Origin of the sequence: Aeromonas sp. 2HA2 (assembly GCF_029237345.1) — a bacterium.
In the GTDB taxonomy this organism is placed as follows: domain Bacteria; phylum Pseudomonadota; class Gammaproteobacteria; order Enterobacterales; family Aeromonadaceae; genus Aeromonas; species Aeromonas salmonicida.
This window is the reverse complement of the sequence record NZ_JAACGB010000001.1, coordinates 489938-507638: the sequence shown is the minus strand read 5'-3', so window position 1 is coordinate 507638 and position 17701 is coordinate 489938. Positions and strand designations below refer to the sequence as shown.

Genomic DNA, 17701 nt, shown 5'->3' with positions numbered 1-17701 from the left:
GGTTTGAAACCTCGGGGTTGCATCCAGTATGTGGGGAGTCTGATTCAGACCCGTATCGTTTTGGGGCAAACGATTTATCAAGTTGACGGGTCAGGCCACTATAGGCCGCTTTCAGGCTAGGTGCATATCGTTACATGTTTCAAATCGGATGGCTGTCGCGTTTGGACAGCCCGTCATCAACGAGGCCGATGACCTCTTCGCGATTAACCCGGGGCACCCTGTTGGCGACAGACCAGCTTGACGAGATTGTGCTCTTTCAAGTTTCGCTGCGGCCAGTCAACCGATGCACCCGTATCAATCACCAAGAGAATGGCTGGGGTACTAGGATTCGAACCTAGGAATGGCGAGATCAAAACCCGCTGCCTTACCGCTTGGCGATACCCCAATCACTGATTTGTTGCAATGTCACGAATAGTGGTGATATGTTCTCGCCCTTGGCGACAAACCCATCCCATCTTTTCGGCACCTTTGCCAACACTTCCCGAGCAGCCTTTTCGTCTTCAAATTGAGCAAAGACGCAGGCTCCTGTGCCCGTCATTCTTGACGGCGCGTATTCTAGCAACCAGCCGAGCGCATTGGCAACCTCGGGGTAGCGCTTTTTCACCAGCAATTCGCAATCGTTTTTCCACTCCCCCTCCAGCAAGTTGTGAAATGCCATTTTCGGGGTCGCTCTGGGCAGGTCCGGATCCTGGAACACGGCGGCCGTTGCCACGTGGCAATCGGGCTTGAGCACCAGATACCAGGCGCTTGGCAATTCGACCGGTTGCAGTCGCTCGCCCACCCCTTCTGCAAAGGCGGCTCGTCCGCGCACAAACACCGGCACATCGGCCCCCAGCTGAACGCCAAGTTCTGCCAGTTCATCTTCGCCCAAGCCTGCCTGCCAGAGGTGATTGAGCGCCACGAGCGTGGTGGCTGCATCCGAGGATCCACCGCCGATACCACCGCCCATGGGCAGCAGCTTCTCCAGCCGGATATGGGCCCCCTGCGGGCTGGGCAACCGCGCCTGCAGCAGGCGGGCGGCGCGGATGATGAGGTTCTGCTCATCGGGCACGCCGGGAATGGCCGGGCTCAAGGTGAGCTGGTCCGTGTCCGGCAGCGGCTCGAATTCGAGCCAGTCGCCGTGATTGAGGAAAATAAACAGGGTCTGCAGCTCGTGATAGCCGTCCGGACGACGGCCATTGACATGCAGGAAGAGGTTGAGTTTGGCCGGTGCCGGCCAGCGAATGGTGGCCATTCTTGGCTCCTTGTCAGTCGCAGCCATCAGCGTGCAAGCGTCCATTGGTTGATCTGCAACTTGAGGCGACTGCCCTGGCCCGTCATGGTCAGCAGGTGGGGCAGGCGATAGCCGTCCTGATCCCGGTAGTCGCCATAGACAATCTGCCACTGGCCGTCACGCACACTGGCCAGGCTGCTGTCGGGATTGAGCTCGAATTCGGCCTTGCCCGGCAGTCCCTTGATCCACTCCGGCAGCCCCTGCACCGGAATGTTCCAGCCAGTGAGCTGATAGATGAGCGCCTCTGCATCCTGGCTTTGGTGCGGGTTGCCCTCGTTGTCGATCAGGGTGATCTCGCCCTTGCTGCGGGAGAGCTCCAGAATGTGGGTACCGATCAGGCTGGTTAGGTTGAGGCGATAGTCGTCGCCATTTTGCTGCCAGTTGACCCGGGCGCTGCCCTTCTGCTGGGCTGTGATGATGGCCATCTTGCCAGACAGCTGCCAGTGGCTGAGCTGCTCGAGACGAGTCCGCTCTTTCTGCCAGTTGACCTGATCCCGCTGGGGCTGGGTGGTGGTACAGCCGGCCAGCAACAGCAGGCAGCCAAAGGTGAAAATACGCAAGAACAAGGTCATGCTCCAGATGAGGGGATTTGCCACAGTATACGGGGCGGCCGTATTGCTTTTAAAGACTTACCCTTTCTCGTACAATTGGCAGCCTTTGCACCCAGTGTATGAAATGATCGTCGCCCACTCATGAGTTTGCTTGCCCTCGGAATCAACCACAACACCGCCAGTGTCGCCTTGCGGGAGCGGGTCGCGTTCGGCCCGGACTGCATCGATCGCGCCTTGCGTGAGCTGGTCACCCAACCCGGCGTAAGCGAGGCGGTGATCGTCTCGACCTGCAACCGCACCGAGCTTTACTGCAGCCTGGAAAAGGGGCAGGGAGAGCAGGTGCTGCACTGGCTGCAACGTTTCCATGGCCTGGATGCGGCCGAAGTGGTATCCGCCATTTACCAGCATCAGGACGAAGAGGCGGTGCGTCATCTGATGCGGGTAGCCTGCGGCCTTGACTCTCTGGTGCTGGGTGAGCCGCAGATCCTGGGGCAGATCAAGCAATCCTATGCCCATGCCCAGCAGTCCGAAGCGGTGAAAGGCTCGCTGGAGCGCCTGTTCCAGAAGTCCTTCTCCGTGGCCAAGCGCGTGCGCACCGATACCGAGATTGGCGCCAGCGCCGTCTCGGTGGCCTTTGCTGCCGTCAGTCTGGGGCGACGCATCTTCTCCGATCTCTCCCAGACCAAAGTGCTGCTAGTCGGTGCCGGCGAGACCATAGAGCTGGTGGCCCGCCATCTGCGCGAGCAGAACGTCACCCGCATGATGGTGGCGAACCGCACCCTGCAGCGTGCTCAATTGCTGGCCGAAGAGTTCGGTGCCCAAGTGATGACGCTCGAAGAGATCCCGGATTACCTGCACGAGGCTGACATTGTCATCAGCTCCACCGCCAGCCCCTTGCCCATCATCGGCAAGGGCATGGTGGAGCGCGCCCTCAAGGCCCGCCGTTTCAAGCCCATGTTTCTGGTGGATATCGCAGTGCCGCGGGATATCGAGGCCGAGGTGGACGAGCTCTCAGATGCCTATCTCTACACGGTTGATGACCTGCAGGGCATCATAGAGCAGAACCTGGAGACCCGTAAAAGGGCCGCCGCCGAGGCGGAGATTATCGTGCTGGAAGAGCGCGATGAGTTCATGGGCTGGTATCGCAGCCAGCATTCGGTGGATCTCATCCGCGATTATCGTCATCAGGCCCAGCAGGTGGCCGATGAGGAGTTGCAGCGTGCCTTGCTGTCCCTGCAACAGGGCGAGAATGCCGAACAGGCCCTCAAGGCCATGGCACACCGCCTCACCAACAAGTTGATCCACGCACCGACCCAGGCCTTGCGCCAGGCGGCGGCCCAGGGGGATCACCATCAGTTGTCCCGCCTGCGTCAGGTGCTGGGATTGCCACAAGAGTAATTGTTCGGGGTGGCCAGCTGGCGGCCCCTTCCTCCATCGAGAAAACAAGATTTATGAATCCGTCACTGATCAGAAAGCTGGAAGGCCTCATCGAGCGCCACGAAGAAGTACAGGCCATGCTCGGCGAGCCCGGGGTAGCCTCGGATCAGGATCGCTACCGCGCCCTGACCCGGGAATATGCCCAGCTGGAAGATATCGTTCATGCCTTCCAGCGCTTCCGCCAGGCCGAAGAGAATCTGGAAGCCACCAAGCTGATGCTGGAAGAGGATGACGCCGACCTGCGCGAGATGGCGCAGGAGGAGTTGCCGCTGGCCAAGAGCACGCTGGAGGAGCAGGAGCAGGCGCTGCAGGTGATGCTGCTGCCCCGGGATCCCAAGGATGACAACAACTGCTACCTGGAGATCCGTGCCGGTGCCGGTGGTGACGAGGCGGCCATTTTTGCCGGTGACCTGTTTCGCATGTATTCCCGTTACGCCGAGCGTCAGGGCTGGCGTATCTCCATCGTCAGCTGCAACGACGGCGAGCACGGTGGCTACAAGGAGGTGATCGCCAAGGTGGATGGCGAGCACGTCTATGGTCGCCTCAAGTTTGAATCTGGTGGCCACAGGGTGCAGCGAGTGCCCGAGACCGAATCCCAGGGCCGGGTGCACACCTCCGCCTGTACCGTCGCCGTGCTGCCGGAAGTGCCGGAAGCCGAGCAGATCGAGATCAATGCGAACGACCTGAAGATAGATACCTTCCGGGCCTCCGGGGCCGGTGGTCAGCACGTCAACAAGACGGATTCCGCCATCCGCATCACCCACCTGCCGACCGGCCTGGTGGTGGAGTGTCAGGATGAGCGCTCCCAGCACAAGAACCGCGCCAAGGCGATGTCCGTGCTGTCTGCCCGTCTGCAGGCGGCCGAGGATGAGCGCCACCGCGCGGCCGAGCAGAGCACCCGTCGCAACCTGGTGGGTTCCGGCGATCGCTCCGAGCGTATCCGCACCTACAACTATCCGCAGGGTCGCCTGTCGGAGCACCGCATCAACCTCACCCTCTATCGCCTTGGCGAGATCATGGAGGGGGATCTGGACTGCATCATCAGCCCCATGATCCAGGAATATCAGGCCGATCAGCTCGCCTCCCTGGCGGAAAACAGCTGATGCAGCCCGTTTGTGCAGATATCGCCGTCACGGCGATGGCGCGCCGTTGATGCAGATCCAGCAGGCCCGCGCCCACATAATGGCGACCCTGGCCGGGGGGGAGTCTCCCCGCGCCGACGCCGACGTGCTGCTCTGCCATCTGCTCGATTGCCGGCGCAGTTATCTGATGACCTGGCCGGATCGCGAGCTGGATGCGGCCCAGCAAGACAGGCTGCAAGGGTGGCTCACTCGTCGGCTGGCTGGCGAGCCCATCGCCCATCTGGTAGGGGAACGGGAGTTCTGGTCGCTGCCGCTCAAGGTGAGCCCGGCTACCCTGATCCCGCGTCCCGATACCGAGGTGCTGGTCGAACAGGCGCTGGCACGGCTCCCCCCCAGGCCAGCCTCGCAGGATCAGGCGCCCTGCGCCCTGCTGGATCTGGGCACTGGCACGGGGGCTATCGCATTGGCGCTCAAGTCAGAGCGACCCGATGCCGATGTATGGGCGGTGGATCGGATGCCGGAGGCGGCCGCACTGGCGCGCGACAACAGCGCCGCGCTGGGTTTGCCCATCACGGTGCGCGATGGCAGCTGGTTTGAGCCGCTTTGCGATCCGCTCCTGAGTCAGGCCCCACGCTTTGCGATGATTGTTTCCAATCCGCCTTACATAGACGGTGCCGACCCTCATCTGAATGAAGGGGACGTGAGGTTCGAACCTCGTTCAGCCCTGGTCGCCGACGAGCAGGGGCTGGCGGATATCCGCCTCATCGTCGCCGGTGCGCCTGCTCATCTGTGTCCTGGTGGCTGGCTCTTGCTGGAGCATGGCTGGCAGCAGGGCAAGGCGGTGCGTCAACTCCTGCTGCAACAGGGGTTCAGCCGGGTGGAAACCGTGCGCGATTACGGGGATAACGAGCGGGTAACGCTGGGATGCCTGGCTCATTGATGGTGAATGGCGGGCCTGAGCCTGCCTTTGTTCAAGGACACGTTATGTATTTTGCTCTCAAACATCTGCATCTGGTGCTGATCGCCTCGGCCGTGCTGATGTTTATGCTGCGTTTTTACTGGGTGCAGACCGGTTCCGGCCGTGCCTACAGCGGCCAAATCATGAAGGTGAGCGGCTGGCTGAACGGGCTGGTGGTGCTCTCCGGCGTGCTGCTGTGCATGGTGCTGGATCTCAATCCACTCAACAACGGCACCCCCTGGCTCAGTGAGAAGCTGACCGCCATCCTGGTGGTGGCGTTTTTGGCCATGATGGCACTGCGACTGGCTCGCAATAACGGTATCCGCTGGTTTGCCTTCCTCGGCGCCATCGGTTGGGTCTTCTTTATCGCCAAACTGGCCGTATACAAGCAGGCCAGTCTGTTCGGTTAAGGATGATGACGATGATACGTGTAGACGAATGGACCGATTTCGAGGCCCACGACATCGCCGAGCTGGCGCTGTCGGTAAGTGACGAGATCCATGGCATCAGTGGCCGCGGTGAGGCCGAGCTGGCCCGTCTCGATGCCTGGCTGGACGAAGCGATTGCCGAAGGCAGTTGTGACGAGGTACGCCGCCAGCTGTTGCAGGGGTTCTACCAGACCCTGGGTTTTCACGGTGACTGGCAAGATTATTTTTCTGCCGCCAATTCCGATCTCGCCCAGGTCCTTGCCACCAAGCGGGGCATACCGGTTAGCCTCGGCATTCTCATCATACAGCTGGGCCGCAAGCTCGGGCTGGATGTGGAGGGGATCTGCTTCCCCGGTCACTTCCTGGTGAGCTTTGCCGGCAGCGAAGGCGAGGTTTATGTGGACCCCTTCACCGGTGACGAGTTGAGCCTGCACCACATGGAGTTGTTGCTGCGCGGTGCCCTTGGCAATCTGGCCACCCTGACCCCTGAACACCTGCAACCCTCGGGCCAGTGGGAGATCATCGAACGGCTGCTCAACGTCAGCAAAGGTGCTCTGCTGCGGGAAGATCGTATGACCGAAGCCCTGCGTTGTAGTGAGCTGCTGCTGCGTATGAAGCCGGGCGATCCCCTTGAAACGCGGGATCGGGGATTCATCTATGAACAGCTCGACTGCCCGCGTTTCGCCGCCGACGATTTTGAATACTTTATTGAACAATGCCCGGACGATCCGGTGGCCGATGTGCTCAAGGTACAACTGGCCGCGCTTGATCTTAGCCCCAAGCCCCTTCATTAAGGATGCCCGGGAACTGAAATATTATGCCCCCCAGCCTCTTCACTTTAAGGATGCCTGGGAACTGAAACAGAAGAATATCAAGGCCGCTGTGCCCAGGGCGCAACGGACCGACTTGGATGCAAGCCCCCAGCCTCTTCACTTTAAGGATGCCTGAGATGGAACAGAAGAATATCAAGATCAATGACATCGATGTAGCCAACGACAAACCGTTCGTGCTGTTCGGTGGCATGAACGTGCTGGAATCCCGCGACATGGCGATGGCGGTGTGCGAGAAGTACGTGGAAGTGACCAGCAAGCTTGGCATCCCCTTTGTGTTCAAGGCGAGCTGGGACAAGGCCAACCGCTCCTCCATCCACTCCTACCGGGGTCCTGGCCTGGAAGAGGGGATGAAGATCTTCCAGGAGCTCAAGGCGACCTTCGGCATGCCGGTGATTTCCGATCTGCATGAAGTGCATCAGGCCAAGCCGGTTGCCGAGGTCGTGGATGTCATTCAGCTACCCGCCTTCCTGGCGCGCCAGACCGATCTGGTGGAGGCCATGGCCCGCACCGGCAACGTCATCAACATCAAGAAGCCGCAGTTCCTGAGCCCGAGCCAGATGAAGAACATCACCGACAAGTTCGAGGAGTGCGGCAACGACCGTCTGATCCTGTGCGAGCGCGGTGCCAACTTTGGCTATGACAACCTGGTGGTGGACATGCTGGGTCTGGGCGTGATGAAGAAGAGCACGGGTGGCTATCCGGTGATCTTCGACGTGACCCACTCATTGCAGTGCCGTGATCCGCTGGGGGCCGCTTCGGGTGGTCGTCGGGATCAGGTGACCGAGCTGGCCCGTGCCGGCATGGCGGTTGGTCTGGCGGGTCTGTTTATCGAATCCCATCCGGACCCGAAAGTGGCCCGTTGTGATGGTCCGAGTGCCCTGCCGCTGGACAAGCTGGAAGGCTTCCTCAAGCAGATGAAAGCGATCGACGATCTTATCAAGGGCTTCGAGCCGCTCGATACTTCCGCCTGATAGCTGCACCCGCCAGTCAGACAATATGGAAAAGGCCTCGCGATGCGAGGCCTTTTTGTTACTGGCAACAGGTGATGGCGTACCAACAAAAACGGCCCGCGTGGGCCGTTTGTCAGTGTGCAGATTCACGCAGAGGGAATTACAGGCTCTGGGTAAAGGTGCGGGTCACAACATCACGCTGCTGTTCCGGGGTCAGTGCATTGAAGCGCACGGCATAGCCGGAAACACGAATGGTCAGCTGCGGATATTTTTCCGGATTGGCGATGGCGTCTTCCAGGGTTTCACGGCGCAGTACGTTGACGTTCAGGTGCTGGCCACCTTCTACGGCAGGTTCAGCTTGAACCGGCAGTTCACGGTATTCGAACTGACCCAGATCAGAGAGTTTGACTTCCTGATCGGCGGCGAAGGTGTCGCCCTTGGCGCAGATGCAACGCGCTTGTTGCTTCTCTTCGTCCAGCAGCCAGAAAGAGTTCAGCAAAGCTGTGTTGGCAGACTGGGTGATTTGGATGCCCTTGATCATGGTATGACTCCTCATAGGAAAGCGGATTCAACTGTAAGGAAATTACCCTGATGTATTTAAACCACCGGGATGACTTAAAGGGCCCTTGCCTTACACCTTTACTTCGTTGGGTCATATATACCACGATGGTAATATTACGAAAATTGATCTAAATCAAGAAATATGCGTTTTGCGCAGGAGTGAAGGGATTAATTCATTGAGATTAATCAAAAATAGATCATTTTTCTGATTATGTAAGATATCCAAATTATGCATCTTTCATTAATTTAATCTAGTAATTTAACTACATCTTATTGGGTGTTCCTCCATGATTAAGGTGCTGGGCTCTCTCTTGAAGGGATAGATATTTTGGTTCATCGGCAGTATGGGTCAGGGAGCCATGACGCTGGCAAGGGGGCCTGTAGCCATTGATCTTCTCTTCCATATAGAAGGGCTGTACAGCCCGCTGGGAGGAAGCGTGACCGAGTGTGCCCGCTGGCCTGCGATACCGGGGCCGGGAGATGCCCTCTGCTGCGTGTTATCACTCAAGGATGCTGCCTTGCTTGGTGGGCTCAGACGATGGCGCTACGGTTGCGTCTTGTTGTCTGGCCCCCTATCCTGAGCCCCTTGCCGTATTAATTGAGGATATTGGGGTGCGGACCTGGACAGATGTGATTGGATCAGAAAAAGAGCAGGACTATTTCAAGGCGACCCTGGCGACGGTCAGGAGCGAGCGGGAAGCGGGCAAGGTGATCTATCCTCCCGCAACCGAGGTGTTCAACGCCTTCAAGCTGACCGAGCTGGATCAGGTCAAGGTGGTGATCCTGGGACAAGACCCGTATCACGGCCCAAATCAGGCCCATGGCCTCTGCTTCTCCGTGCTGCCCGGTGTGCGTACGCCTCCCTCTCTGGTCAATATCTACAAGGAGATGCAGCGGGATCTGCCGGACTTTGTCACACCCAACCACGGTTTTCTTGAATCCTGGGCCCAGCAAGGGGTCTTGCTGCTCAATACAGTGCTGACGGTACAGGCGGGGATGGCCCACTCCCACGCCCATCTGGGTTGGGAGACCTTCACGGACAGGGTTATCGAGCAGATCAATGCCAGCTGTCAGGGAGTGGTCTTTTTGCTGTGGGGGGCCCATGCCCAGAAGAAGGGACGTTTCATTGACCGGAGCCGACACCATGTGCTGAGTGCACCTCACCCCAGCCCGCTCTCGGCTCATCGCGGTTTTATCGGTTGCGGCCACTTCTCCGAGACCAATCGTCTGCTGTCCCAACAGGGAATGAGCCCCATCAACTGGCATTCGGTCTGCGGGTAACGGCCATAAGTGTCGCGGGCAAGCCTGCTCTGGCCACGTCATGAACGGATATTGGTGAGGGCGGCTTGCTGTCTGCACATGGGCTGAGGAGCCGAATTGGCGGGTCTTGACGAGCGTAAATGGGAGGTCTGAGGCCTCGCTTGCTTGTCGCCTTCTCTGCTGTTGACTTGATTGAGTGCAAAGTTAGCGCGATAAATGACCGTATACTTCAATAAGTATCTTTCTATCTCAGCGCAAGGAGTGCTTATGTTATCCAGTCTGCACAAGGACCATCTCAATATCGCCAGGTTGCTGGAGCTGCTTAAACACAAGCTCGCCGCCATTCGCAATGAACAGCCAGTCAGCTACTTCCTGATCCGGGACGCGGTGGACTACTTGCGGGAGGTCTCTGACAAGTACCACCATCCGAAAGAGGACATGATCTACGACTACTACCTGAAATACCGGGTGGTGGAAGGGGAAGTGGCCAACAGGCTGCAGGAGGAGCATGCCAGATTGTTGGGGGCCGGTGCCGAGCTCAAGGAGATGGTGGAGATGATACTGATGGATTCGGTCATTCCGCTGGATCAGTTCACCGCCAGACTGGAGCAGTTTGTGGCGCTGCAAGAGGCGCACATGAACTATGAAGAGGCGGTCATCTTCCCTCATCTGCGTGATTCACTGACCGAGGATGACTGGCGTCACCTGGAGCAGCTCTGGCAGAATCGCGCCATCGGGGATCCCCTGTTTGGCGCCGAGATCAGCCAGCATTTTCAGGAGTTGGCCCAACGGCTATCGCTGCCCCCCTCATCCTGAGGGCAAGGTACTCAAAAACAAGGCCCCGGTTCAACCGGGGCCTTGTTTTTACAGTTCGATCTCGTCTGAGAGACCTTCATAAGCGATGTCGATGGATTGCAGCTCCTTCTGCAGGCGATGTTTATCTTTCAACGCCTCAATCTCACGCCATTTACGTTTTTTTCCCGTTGTCCCGCGGCTACGCGAACCGAGCTCAACTACATCGTCATAATCGAAGTTGAACATTTCCATGGCTCCCTCCTTGGTTATTCTCGTTTTCATCACCCGTATAACATAACGCCATTGAAAATAAAACGTTTTCGTGACGAACTCATGACAAGGGATCAAGCGCTCATAAAAAAACCGGGCTCCCTCGCGGGAGCCCGGTTTTTGTCTGGTCCTGACGCCTTATCAGAGGCGGCTGGCCAGCATGGTTTCCAGCTTGCCCTGATCGATGGCAAACATGCGGATGCCTTCACCCAGCTTCTCGTGAGCCATGGCGTCCTGGTTCAGTTCCCAGCGGAATTCGGCCTCGGACATCGGAGTCGGTTTTGCCTTGCGCTCGCCGGTGTAGTTCAGCTTGCGCACCACGGCGCCTTCGGTTTTGCTCAGCTCTTCCAGCAGGGCAGGGCCTATGGTCAGACGGTCACAACCGGCCAGTTCCAGGATTTCGCCTGTGTTGCGGAAGCTCGCGCCCATGACCACTGTCGGGTAATCGTGCTGCTTGTAGTAGTCGTAGATGGCGGTGACGGAGACAACGCCCGGATCTTCGCTCGGGGTATAGTCACGGTTGTGCTTGGCTTTGTACCAGTCGAGGATGCGGCCCACGAACGGGGAGATCAGGAAAGCACCAGCTTCGGCGCAGGCACGGGCCTGAGCGAAGGAGAACAGCAGGGTCAGGTTGCACTGGATCCCCTCTTTCTCCAGTACCTCGGCGGCACGAATGCCTTCCCAGGTGGAGGCCAGCTTGATCAGGATGCGATCGTTGGCGATGCCCGCTTCGTTATAGAGACGGATCAGTTTGCGGGCCTTGGCGATGCTGGCTTCGGTATCGAAGGAGAGACGGGCATCCACCTCGGTGGAGATGCGACCCGGAACGATTTTCAGCACTTCCAGACCTATGTTGACCGCCAGCTTGTCGCCCGCGTCGATGATTTGCTGTGCCTTGTCCTGGCTCTGGGATTTGGCCCAGCTGATGGCGTCTTCGATCAGTGCCGCATATTCGGGGATCTCGGATGCCTTCAACACCAGGGACGGGTTGGTGGTGGCATCGATGGGCTGGTAGCGCTTGATGGCTTCGATATCACCGGTATCGGCGACAACTGTGGTCAGGGCTTTCAGCTGGGTTAATTTATCGGCCATGGCAAATATCATCTCTTTATGAGGGCGCATTCTCTTGGTGAGGGCGCAGGCTCTGGGGTGGCGGGCGTGAGACGACAGTTCTGAAATAAAATTACAAAATCACGGCGACTCAGGCTCAGAAAAGCACGATGGGGGAGGCCCATCGCCACTGCCTGCCTAATTAATACGGATGTGGCTCATCCTGCAATAGGGTGGCTTGTATGCTTATCATCCAATGGTCGCCGGCGGTGGGAAGTAGTGGGTGAAAGTAGTTGATTAAAAACGACTTTTATCCATTTTTCGTGAGCGGTTTTATCCCCTGATAAAAACAACTTTTTTGGTTGATTATCGGTTTTGTGCAGTCGATCACATAAATTGTGTGGTTAGCTACTTGAAATTTTATTACGTGTAAAACGTTTGGCGAAGCAGCCCCATTTTGAAAGCCATTTCAGGTAAACGCTTGCGCAATAGTTTGCCTCCTAGTGAGCACGGCTACCTCTATGTGGATAATTGCCAAAATATGCTCTTTTGGGTCTAATTTGTCGCCTGATAAATTTGACTCTCAGTTTTGTTGAAACTTTGCGTGTTAAATGAAGCTTTATTGCGTTGAAACGCTCGTTTTTTGTTTCTGTAGTGATCGGGATCACTATTCTGAACTCCCTCGCTATGCTAGATTCCGCCCCTTTAGTGAAACGCTAATTCAGAAATAGACAGAAAGGGGTCAGCGCAGACTGGCCATGGATGTGATAACAACGAGAGAAATATGGACACCTTGATCGCAATGCTAAACGACCTTATGTGGGGAGCTGTGCTCATCTACCTGCTGATAGGGGTCGGCATCTTCTTTACCTTCCGCCTGGGTTTTATTCAGGTTCGCCACTTCGGCCACATGTTCTCCGTCTTGCGCAATAGCCGCAAATCAGACAAGGCCGGCATCTCCTCCTTCCAGGCACTCTGTACCAGCCTTGCCGCCCGTGTGGGCACCGGCAACCTGGCCGGTGTGGCCGTTGCCATCTATCTGGGTGGCCCGGGCGCCATTTTCTGGATGTGGCTGATCGCCTTCATTGGCATGGCGACGGCGTTCGTAGAGAGCACCCTGGCCCAGCTGTACAAGGTGAAGGACGAAGATGGCAACTATCGTGGTGGCCCTGCTTACTACATGGAGCGCGGTCTCGGCATGCGCTGGATGGGGGTGTTGTTTTCCCTCTGTCTGATCCTGGCGTTCGGTCTGGTGTTCAATGCGGTGCAGGCCAACTCCATCAGTCTGGCGATGAAGGTTGCGTTCGGCATTCCTGACTGGGTCAGCGGTTTGACGCTGGTGGTGCTCTCCGGCCTCATCATTTTTGGCGGCATTCGAGGCATAGCCCGCTTCGCCGAACTGGTGGTCCCCTTCATGGCACTGGCCTACATACTGCTGGCATTGTTCATAGTGGCGATGAATATCAGCGAATTGCCCGGTGTGTTCTCCCTGATCATCAAGTCTGCTCTGGGTATCGAGCAGGTGGGTTCCGGTGCCATGGGTTATGCCATCTCCCAGGCGATGATCAACGGCATCAAGCGAGGTCTCTTCTCCAACGAAGCCGGTATGGGCTCAGCCCCGAACGCCGCCGCGACAGCGACGCCCTATCCGCCGCACCCAGCCTCGCAAGGGTATGTGCAGATGCTGGGGGTCTTCATGGACACCATCGTCATCTGTACCTGTACTGCCGCCATCATACTGATGTCCGGTCAGTTCGAACCCGGCTCGGGTATAACCGGTGTCGAGCTGACCCAGCGTGCGCTCTCTTCCCAGATTGGCAGTAGCGGCAACATCTTTATCGCGGCAGCCATCTTCTTCTTCGCCTTCACCTCCATAGTGGCGAACTACTCCTACGCCGAGACCAATCTGGTGTTCCTGGAGCACAACCACAAGGGCGGCCTGATGCTGTTCCGGATGTTCGTGCTGGGCATGGTGATGTTCGGTTCAGTGGGTGAACTGCCGACCGTATGGGCCATGGCGGATGTATCCATGGGATTGATGGCCATCGTCAACCTGGTGGCCATCCTGCTGCTCTCCGGCGTGGCCATCAAGCTGGCCAAGGATTACAACGATCAGCTCAAGCTGGGCAAACTGCCCACCTTCGATGCCAACAAGTACCCCGAGATCCGCAGCCAGCTGGAAGAAGGGATCTGGGACAACCCGGCCCAGCACGGCAAGCAGCTTTAAACCCTGCGTTGGTCAACATGGGATGATGAAGAAGGGGAGCCATTGGCTCCCCTTCTGTTTTGGTGGATCCTTGTCTGCATATCATGCTGGCTGGCTTGTCACTATCGGCGCTTGTCCCATAGCTGGCAGGTTTGGCGTAGCCGTCGTTGCAGTTGTCGCAGGGTTTGTTGCTGCCGTTGTTCGGAGAGGGGGGCATAGCGCCAGCGCCGATAGAGCCAGGCGCAGCGCTGCAGTGGCCGTGCCAGCTCGGGGTCAAGGGTGATGAGCCGCTCGCACCAGCTGGCCAGACTCTCCCCTGCGTGGGGTTGCCACCCCTGGCGGGCAGCCCGTCTGAGCAGGGGTTGCCATACCTTCAAGTGTGGCAGAGCCCGTCCCGGCCACAGTAGCAGGGTGCCGATCAGGGTGGCGACTCCCAGCAAGCAGGTCAGGATCAACCAGGGGGTATGACTGGCAAGGGCCGGCCAGCGCAACCCCACCTGTTGCCACAGCCGAGCCGCATCGTAGTTGAGCACCCGCCGCGTCCATTGATAGTCGAGGTTGGCTCCCCACCAGCGCAGCTGGTTGAGCAGGGCCCACTGGCGATAGCGTTGGAGGGAGAGGGGATCGGCGGCGGTGAACTCTTCGCTCAAGGCTGCCGTCATGCCGCCCTCGACCCGCTGCGGTGCCACCACCGCCGTGGGGTCCAGTCGCTGCCAGTTGCCACTGTCATCCAGGTACTCCACCCAGGCATGGGCATCGAACTGATGCACCTCCAGATACTGGCCCTGAGGATTCCATTCCCCGCCGAGATAACCGGTCACCAGCCGCGCCGGGATCCCGGCTGCTCGCAGCACGAAGGCAGTTGCCATGGCGTAGTGACCACAAAAACCACGCCGGCTGTTGAACAGGAAGTCATCCACCCCGTCAGGCCCCAGCAGGGGGGGCTGCAGTGTGTAGTAGAAGGGCTCGCGTCGAAAGCCGTCGAGCAGGGCCGCGACGAGCTCGGCTCGCACGGGATGGCGGGCCTTCAACGCCTGGGCATGAACGCGGGCCCTGGGGTTGCCGGCGGCGGGCAGTTGCAGGTTGCGCCGCAGGGTGGTGGTGTTGGTGGGCAGCGCCGTCGGCACTGTGGTGACCCGGTAGCTGATCCTTTGATCCCCCCGATCGCGGCGATACAGGGTAGCCAGCGGGCTGACCAGCACAGGGCCGAGCAAGACGCTGGGCTGGGAGAGCGCCAGCGTCCAGCGGTGGCGCTGGGGTTCGGCGATCACCTCGTAGCTGGCGGGGGGCAGGGGACCTGCGCCGGTTTGCACTTGTATTGTTTGCATGGGTTGGGATTGCTGCCACTGCCGGGTCTCGGCACTCAGCAGCCAGCGGCGGCCATCGAACTGTTCCTGGCGCATCACCGGAAAATAGCGCTCGCTGGCGGGGGGCGGGCCATCGGCAAAGGTGACGCGAAAGGCCAGCTCGGAGGAGTTGACCAGCTCGCTGATGTCGCCGGGTGCCACCTCTTCCGAGAGCCCCGACAGGGCGCGGCTGGTGGTCGGCATCTGCCAGAGCGGGGGCAGTCTTGGCAGCACCAGAAACAGGGTCAGCAGCAGGGGAAGAGCCAGCAGCAGGGAGGCGCCGGCGCTGCGCCACGGCTGTCTCTGCTCCGGTGCCACTGCCGTCACCAGTGTGCTCACCGTCAGCCAGAATGTGGCCGCCATGGTCAGTGCCCAGCCCATGCTCTGACGTTGCACCAGCGCCAGCGCGATGAGAAAGAAGGCGAGCAGCAGCACCTGTTCTACATCCCGCTCCCGCCGCACCTCTATCATCTTCAGACTGTAGCCGAGCCAGAGCAGGTTGATGAGGGCTGGCAGCGTGCCCAGCGCCCGCCATTGCCAGGCCAACAGCAGAACCCCCGTGATGGCCAGCAGCGCCAGTGCGCGAGCGGGGGGCGATCGCCACTCCTGCCACAGCATCATGGCTCGCACGCCCAGGGTGATGGCGCCGACTGCGACGACCCAGAGCTGCAGCTGGGGCCAGAGTGCCAGCACCAGCACACCTTGCTGCAATGCGATGAGGGGCAGCAGACGGCGATTATCGAGCAGCATTGGGAGAGCTCTCGTTTACAGATCCGGCTCTGTCATCGAAGCGGGCCAATGCCAGCTGACAGTGCCGAAGAAAGGCGGGGCCGCTCTCCGGGCCCAGGGTCTGGCCTGTCAGGGTCAGGGTGAAAGGAATGCCCCGCTTGCCATAATCGGCGCACCACCAGGCCAGGGCTGACAGTCGTTGCTCAAGATCCGTGCCTGTGACGCCTTGCAGGCTGAGGTGAGTGTCATCTTGTTCGGGTTCCTGGAACTGCTTGACCAGCAGGCCGCGCCCCTGAGCGAACTGCTTCCAGGCAATCTGGCCGAAGGGTTCCCCGACCTGGTGTGCCCGCAACATGTCGAAATCGCCGAGAGGGGCGGGACCAGCTTGACCCTGGGTACCTTTCTGCCCTGACGGCGAACCGCCCCGCAGTGGCCCATAGAGAGGCTTGGGCGAGAGCCAGGCTTCCAGTTGCAGATCCAGCAGCGACCAGCAGCGAAACAGACCGAGTGGGTAGCGGCTCTCTACCCGAAGGCGGCCCAGTGGCAAGCGGCCGCGTTGCATCCCCCGTACCGGCAGGGTCAGGCTCCGGGGTGTCGAGTTTGCCTGCGCCAGCCAGAGCGAGCCTTCATTGAGGGCAAAGTGCAGCGCCTGACACGGGCGCACGCTTCGTACTGTCACCTGGATGGGGACCTGGCTGCCCGCCTCCCCCAGCACGGTCGAACCGCCCAGCAGTTCCAGCCCCAGCAGGTTACGATGGGTGAGCCACATGGCGGCCATGAAGAGGCTGCCGAGGCAATAAGAGACCAGCAGCACCAGGTTGTTCTGGTAGTTGGTACCGAGCAGGTAGATGGCGATCATCACCAGCAGATAGAGTAGCCCCATGCGGGTGGGCAGGATAAACAGGCTGCGCGGCCCCAGTGTCATCTGGCGGGCGGGGGGGATGCGGCGGGTCAGCCAGCGCTGCTGCCACTGCTCCCTGAACCGGCGCCAGCCCAACAGGGGGCGTTTCATCAAGGATTGTCCGGACTGACGCTGGCCAGCAGGCGCTGGCTCAGGGGGCTGGCCTCACCGCGCTGTACCCCGAAGCTGCCTCTGAGCCTGTGCTCGGCCACGTAGGGGAAGACGGCCTGCACATCCTCCACAGTGACGAAACGGCGCCCCGTCACCAATGACCAGGCCCGGCTCACCGCCAGCAGGGTCTGGGCCGCTCTGGGGGAGAGGGGTTGGGGCAGCTCTGCATCGAAACGGCTCTGCTGCACCAGCGCCAGCAGGTAGTCGAGGGTGGCATCGGAGACATGAATGGCATCCACCTCGGCCTGCAGGGTGGCCAGCCCGGCAGCATCCAGTTGCCGGGTCAGGGGGCTGGTCTGGTTACCGCTTCGCAGCAACTGGCGTTCGGCCTCCCGTGGTGGAAAGCCGAGCGACAGGCGCACGGCGAAGCGATCGAGCTGGGACTCGGGCAAGGGATAGGTGCCCGCCTGATCCGCCGGATTCTGGGTAGCGATGACGAAGAAGGGGGAGGGGAGCGGATGAGTGTGGCCTTCGATGCTCACTCGCCCCTCGGCCATGGCCTCCAGCAGGGCACTTTGCACCTTGGGGCTGGCACGGTTGATCTCGTCCGCCAGCAGCACCTGGGTAAAGACGGGGCCGGGGTGAAAGCGAAATTGCTGCTGGTGGGGGTCGAAGATCTGCAACCCCAGCAGGTCGGCCGGCAGCAGATCGGCGGTGAACTGCACCCGTCGACAATCCAGCCCCAGCACCTGCGCCAGCCCGTGGGCCAGGGTGGTCTTGCCCATGCCGGGCAGATCCTCGATCAGCAGGTGACCACGGGCCAGCAGGGTCACCAGGGCTATCTTGAGTTGCAGCGGCTTGCCCAGGATCACCTGCTCCAGTGCCGCCAGCAGTCGTGCTATGTGCTCTTGTCCCTTCACCCGCGCCTCCCTTGTCTCCTTTCGCCCCTACAGCTTATAC

Annotated in this window: 17 protein-coding genes and 1 tRNA gene; 9 read left to right on the top strand and 9 right to left on the bottom strand. The window is 59.6% G+C overall.

Features of this window, described 5'->3' with window-relative positions; all coding sequences use genetic code 11:
• Positions 1–310: 310 nt before the first annotated feature.
• From GWQ29_RS02290 to lolB, 3 genes are all read right to left on the bottom strand, one after another.
• A tRNA-Gln gene (locus GWQ29_RS02290) sits at positions 311–385 on the bottom strand.
• Complete coding sequence (ispE, locus tag GWQ29_RS02285) at positions 365–1234, bottom strand: 4-(cytidine 5'-diphospho)-2-C-methyl-D-erythritol kinase (protein ID WP_265422680.1); 870 nt, start codon at positions 1232–1234, stop codon at positions 365–367. Before ispE ends, GWQ29_RS02290 begins: the two co-directional genes overlap by 21 nt.
• Before the next feature lie 26 nt (positions 1235–1260).
• The gene (gene lolB / locus GWQ29_RS02280; protein WP_058393840.1) at positions 1261–1845 is read right to left on the bottom strand and encodes a lipoprotein insertase outer membrane protein LolB; all 585 of its coding nucleotides are present in this window, start codon (positions 1843–1845) and stop codon (positions 1261–1263) included.
• A gap of 120 nt (positions 1846–1965) precedes the next feature.
• On the opposite strand from lolB, the gene hemA reads away from it, so the two are divergent.
• From hemA to kdsA, 6 genes are all read left to right on the top strand, one after another.
• Complete coding sequence (hemA, locus tag GWQ29_RS02275) at positions 1966–3222, top strand: glutamyl-tRNA reductase (protein ID WP_005317012.1); 1257 nt, start codon at positions 1966–1968, stop codon at positions 3220–3222.
• A 53-nt stretch (positions 3223–3275) separates the two neighbouring features.
• The gene (prfA, locus tag GWQ29_RS02270) at positions 3276–4364 is read left to right on the top strand and encodes a peptide chain release factor 1 (RefSeq protein ID WP_005317010.1); all 1089 of its coding nucleotides are present in this window, start codon (positions 3276–3278) and stop codon (positions 4362–4364) included.
• Positions 4365–4413: 49 nt separating this feature from the next.
• Positions 4414–5283: a peptide chain release factor N(5)-glutamine methyltransferase gene (gene prmC, locus GWQ29_RS02265; protein WP_275918752.1), complete on the top strand. Its 870-nt coding sequence runs from the start codon at positions 4414–4416 to the stop codon at positions 5281–5283.
• A gap of 44 nt (positions 5284–5327) precedes the next feature.
• Positions 5328–5711: a SirB2 family protein gene (locus GWQ29_RS02260; RefSeq protein ID WP_021140057.1), complete on the top strand. Its 384-nt coding sequence runs from the start codon at positions 5328–5330 to the stop codon at positions 5709–5711.
• An 11-nt stretch (positions 5712–5722) separates the two neighbouring features.
• Positions 5723–6523 (top strand): tetratricopeptide repeat protein, encoded by an 801-nt coding sequence (locus tag GWQ29_RS02255; RefSeq protein ID WP_021140058.1) that lies wholly within the window; start codon positions 5723–5725, stop codon positions 6521–6523.
• A gap of 155 nt (positions 6524–6678) precedes the next feature.
• On the top strand, positions 6679–7533 hold the full coding sequence (gene kdsA, locus GWQ29_RS02250; RefSeq protein WP_021140059.1) for a 3-deoxy-8-phosphooctulonate synthase: 855 nt from the start codon (positions 6679–6681) through the stop codon (positions 7531–7533).
• Positions 7534–7672: 139 nt separating this feature from the next.
• Here the strand turns inward: kdsA and grcA are convergent, their stop codons facing one another.
• A complete protein-coding gene (gene grcA, locus GWQ29_RS02245; protein WP_005316999.1) occupies positions 7673–8053 on the bottom strand; it encodes an autonomous glycyl radical cofactor GrcA in 381 nt (126 codons plus the stop codon).
• Positions 8054–8685: 632 nt separating this feature from the next.
• Here grcA and ung point away from each other — a divergent pair.
• Together ung and GWQ29_RS02235 are read left to right on the top strand one after the other, a co-directional pair.
• Complete coding sequence (ung, locus tag GWQ29_RS02240; RefSeq protein WP_005316980.1) at positions 8686–9354, top strand: uracil-DNA glycosylase; 669 nt, start codon at positions 8686–8688, stop codon at positions 9352–9354.
• A gap of 246 nt (positions 9355–9600) precedes the next feature.
• Positions 9601–10149 (top strand): hemerythrin domain-containing protein, encoded by a 549-nt coding sequence (locus GWQ29_RS02235; RefSeq protein WP_021140060.1) that lies wholly within the window; start codon positions 9601–9603, stop codon positions 10147–10149.
• A gap of 48 nt (positions 10150–10197) precedes the next feature.
• Here the strand turns inward: GWQ29_RS02235 and GWQ29_RS02230 are convergent, their stop codons facing one another.
• Both GWQ29_RS02230 and tal read right to left on the bottom strand, forming a co-directional pair.
• A complete protein-coding gene (locus GWQ29_RS02230; RefSeq protein ID WP_005316976.1) occupies positions 10198–10380 on the bottom strand; it encodes a DUF3545 family protein in 183 nt (60 codons plus the stop codon).
• A gap of 159 nt (positions 10381–10539) precedes the next feature.
• Positions 10540–11490 (bottom strand): transaldolase, encoded by a 951-nt coding sequence (gene tal / locus GWQ29_RS02225; protein ID WP_021140061.1) that lies wholly within the window; start codon positions 11488–11490, stop codon positions 10540–10542.
• Between the two features lie 742 nt (positions 11491–12232).
• Between tal and GWQ29_RS02220 the strand changes: the two genes are divergently transcribed.
• Positions 12233–13675: a sodium:alanine symporter family protein gene (locus GWQ29_RS02220; protein WP_021140062.1), complete on the top strand. Its 1443-nt coding sequence runs from the start codon at positions 12233–12235 to the stop codon at positions 13673–13675.
• A gap of 101 nt (positions 13676–13776) precedes the next feature.
• Here the strand turns inward: GWQ29_RS02220 and GWQ29_RS02215 are convergent, their stop codons facing one another.
• Genes GWQ29_RS02215 through GWQ29_RS02205 form a run of 3 tightly spaced genes read right to left on the bottom strand, consistent with a single transcriptional unit; the run spans position 13777 to position 17661 of the window.
• Entirely contained in the window at positions 13777–15750 is a 1974-nt protein-coding gene (locus GWQ29_RS02215) for a DUF3488 and transglutaminase-like domain-containing protein (RefSeq protein ID WP_275918667.1), read from the bottom strand.
• Entirely contained in the window at positions 15737–16741 is a 1005-nt protein-coding gene (locus tag GWQ29_RS02210) for a DUF58 domain-containing protein (RefSeq protein ID WP_275918666.1), read from the bottom strand. Before GWQ29_RS02210 ends, GWQ29_RS02215 begins: the two co-directional genes overlap by 14 nt.
• On the bottom strand, positions 16741–17661 hold the full coding sequence (locus GWQ29_RS02205) for a MoxR family ATPase (protein ID WP_275918665.1): 921 nt from the start codon (positions 17659–17661) through the stop codon (positions 16741–16743). The genes GWQ29_RS02210 and GWQ29_RS02205 overlap by 1 nt, the downstream gene beginning before the upstream one ends.
• Between the last annotated feature and the right edge of the window lie 40 nt (positions 17662–17701).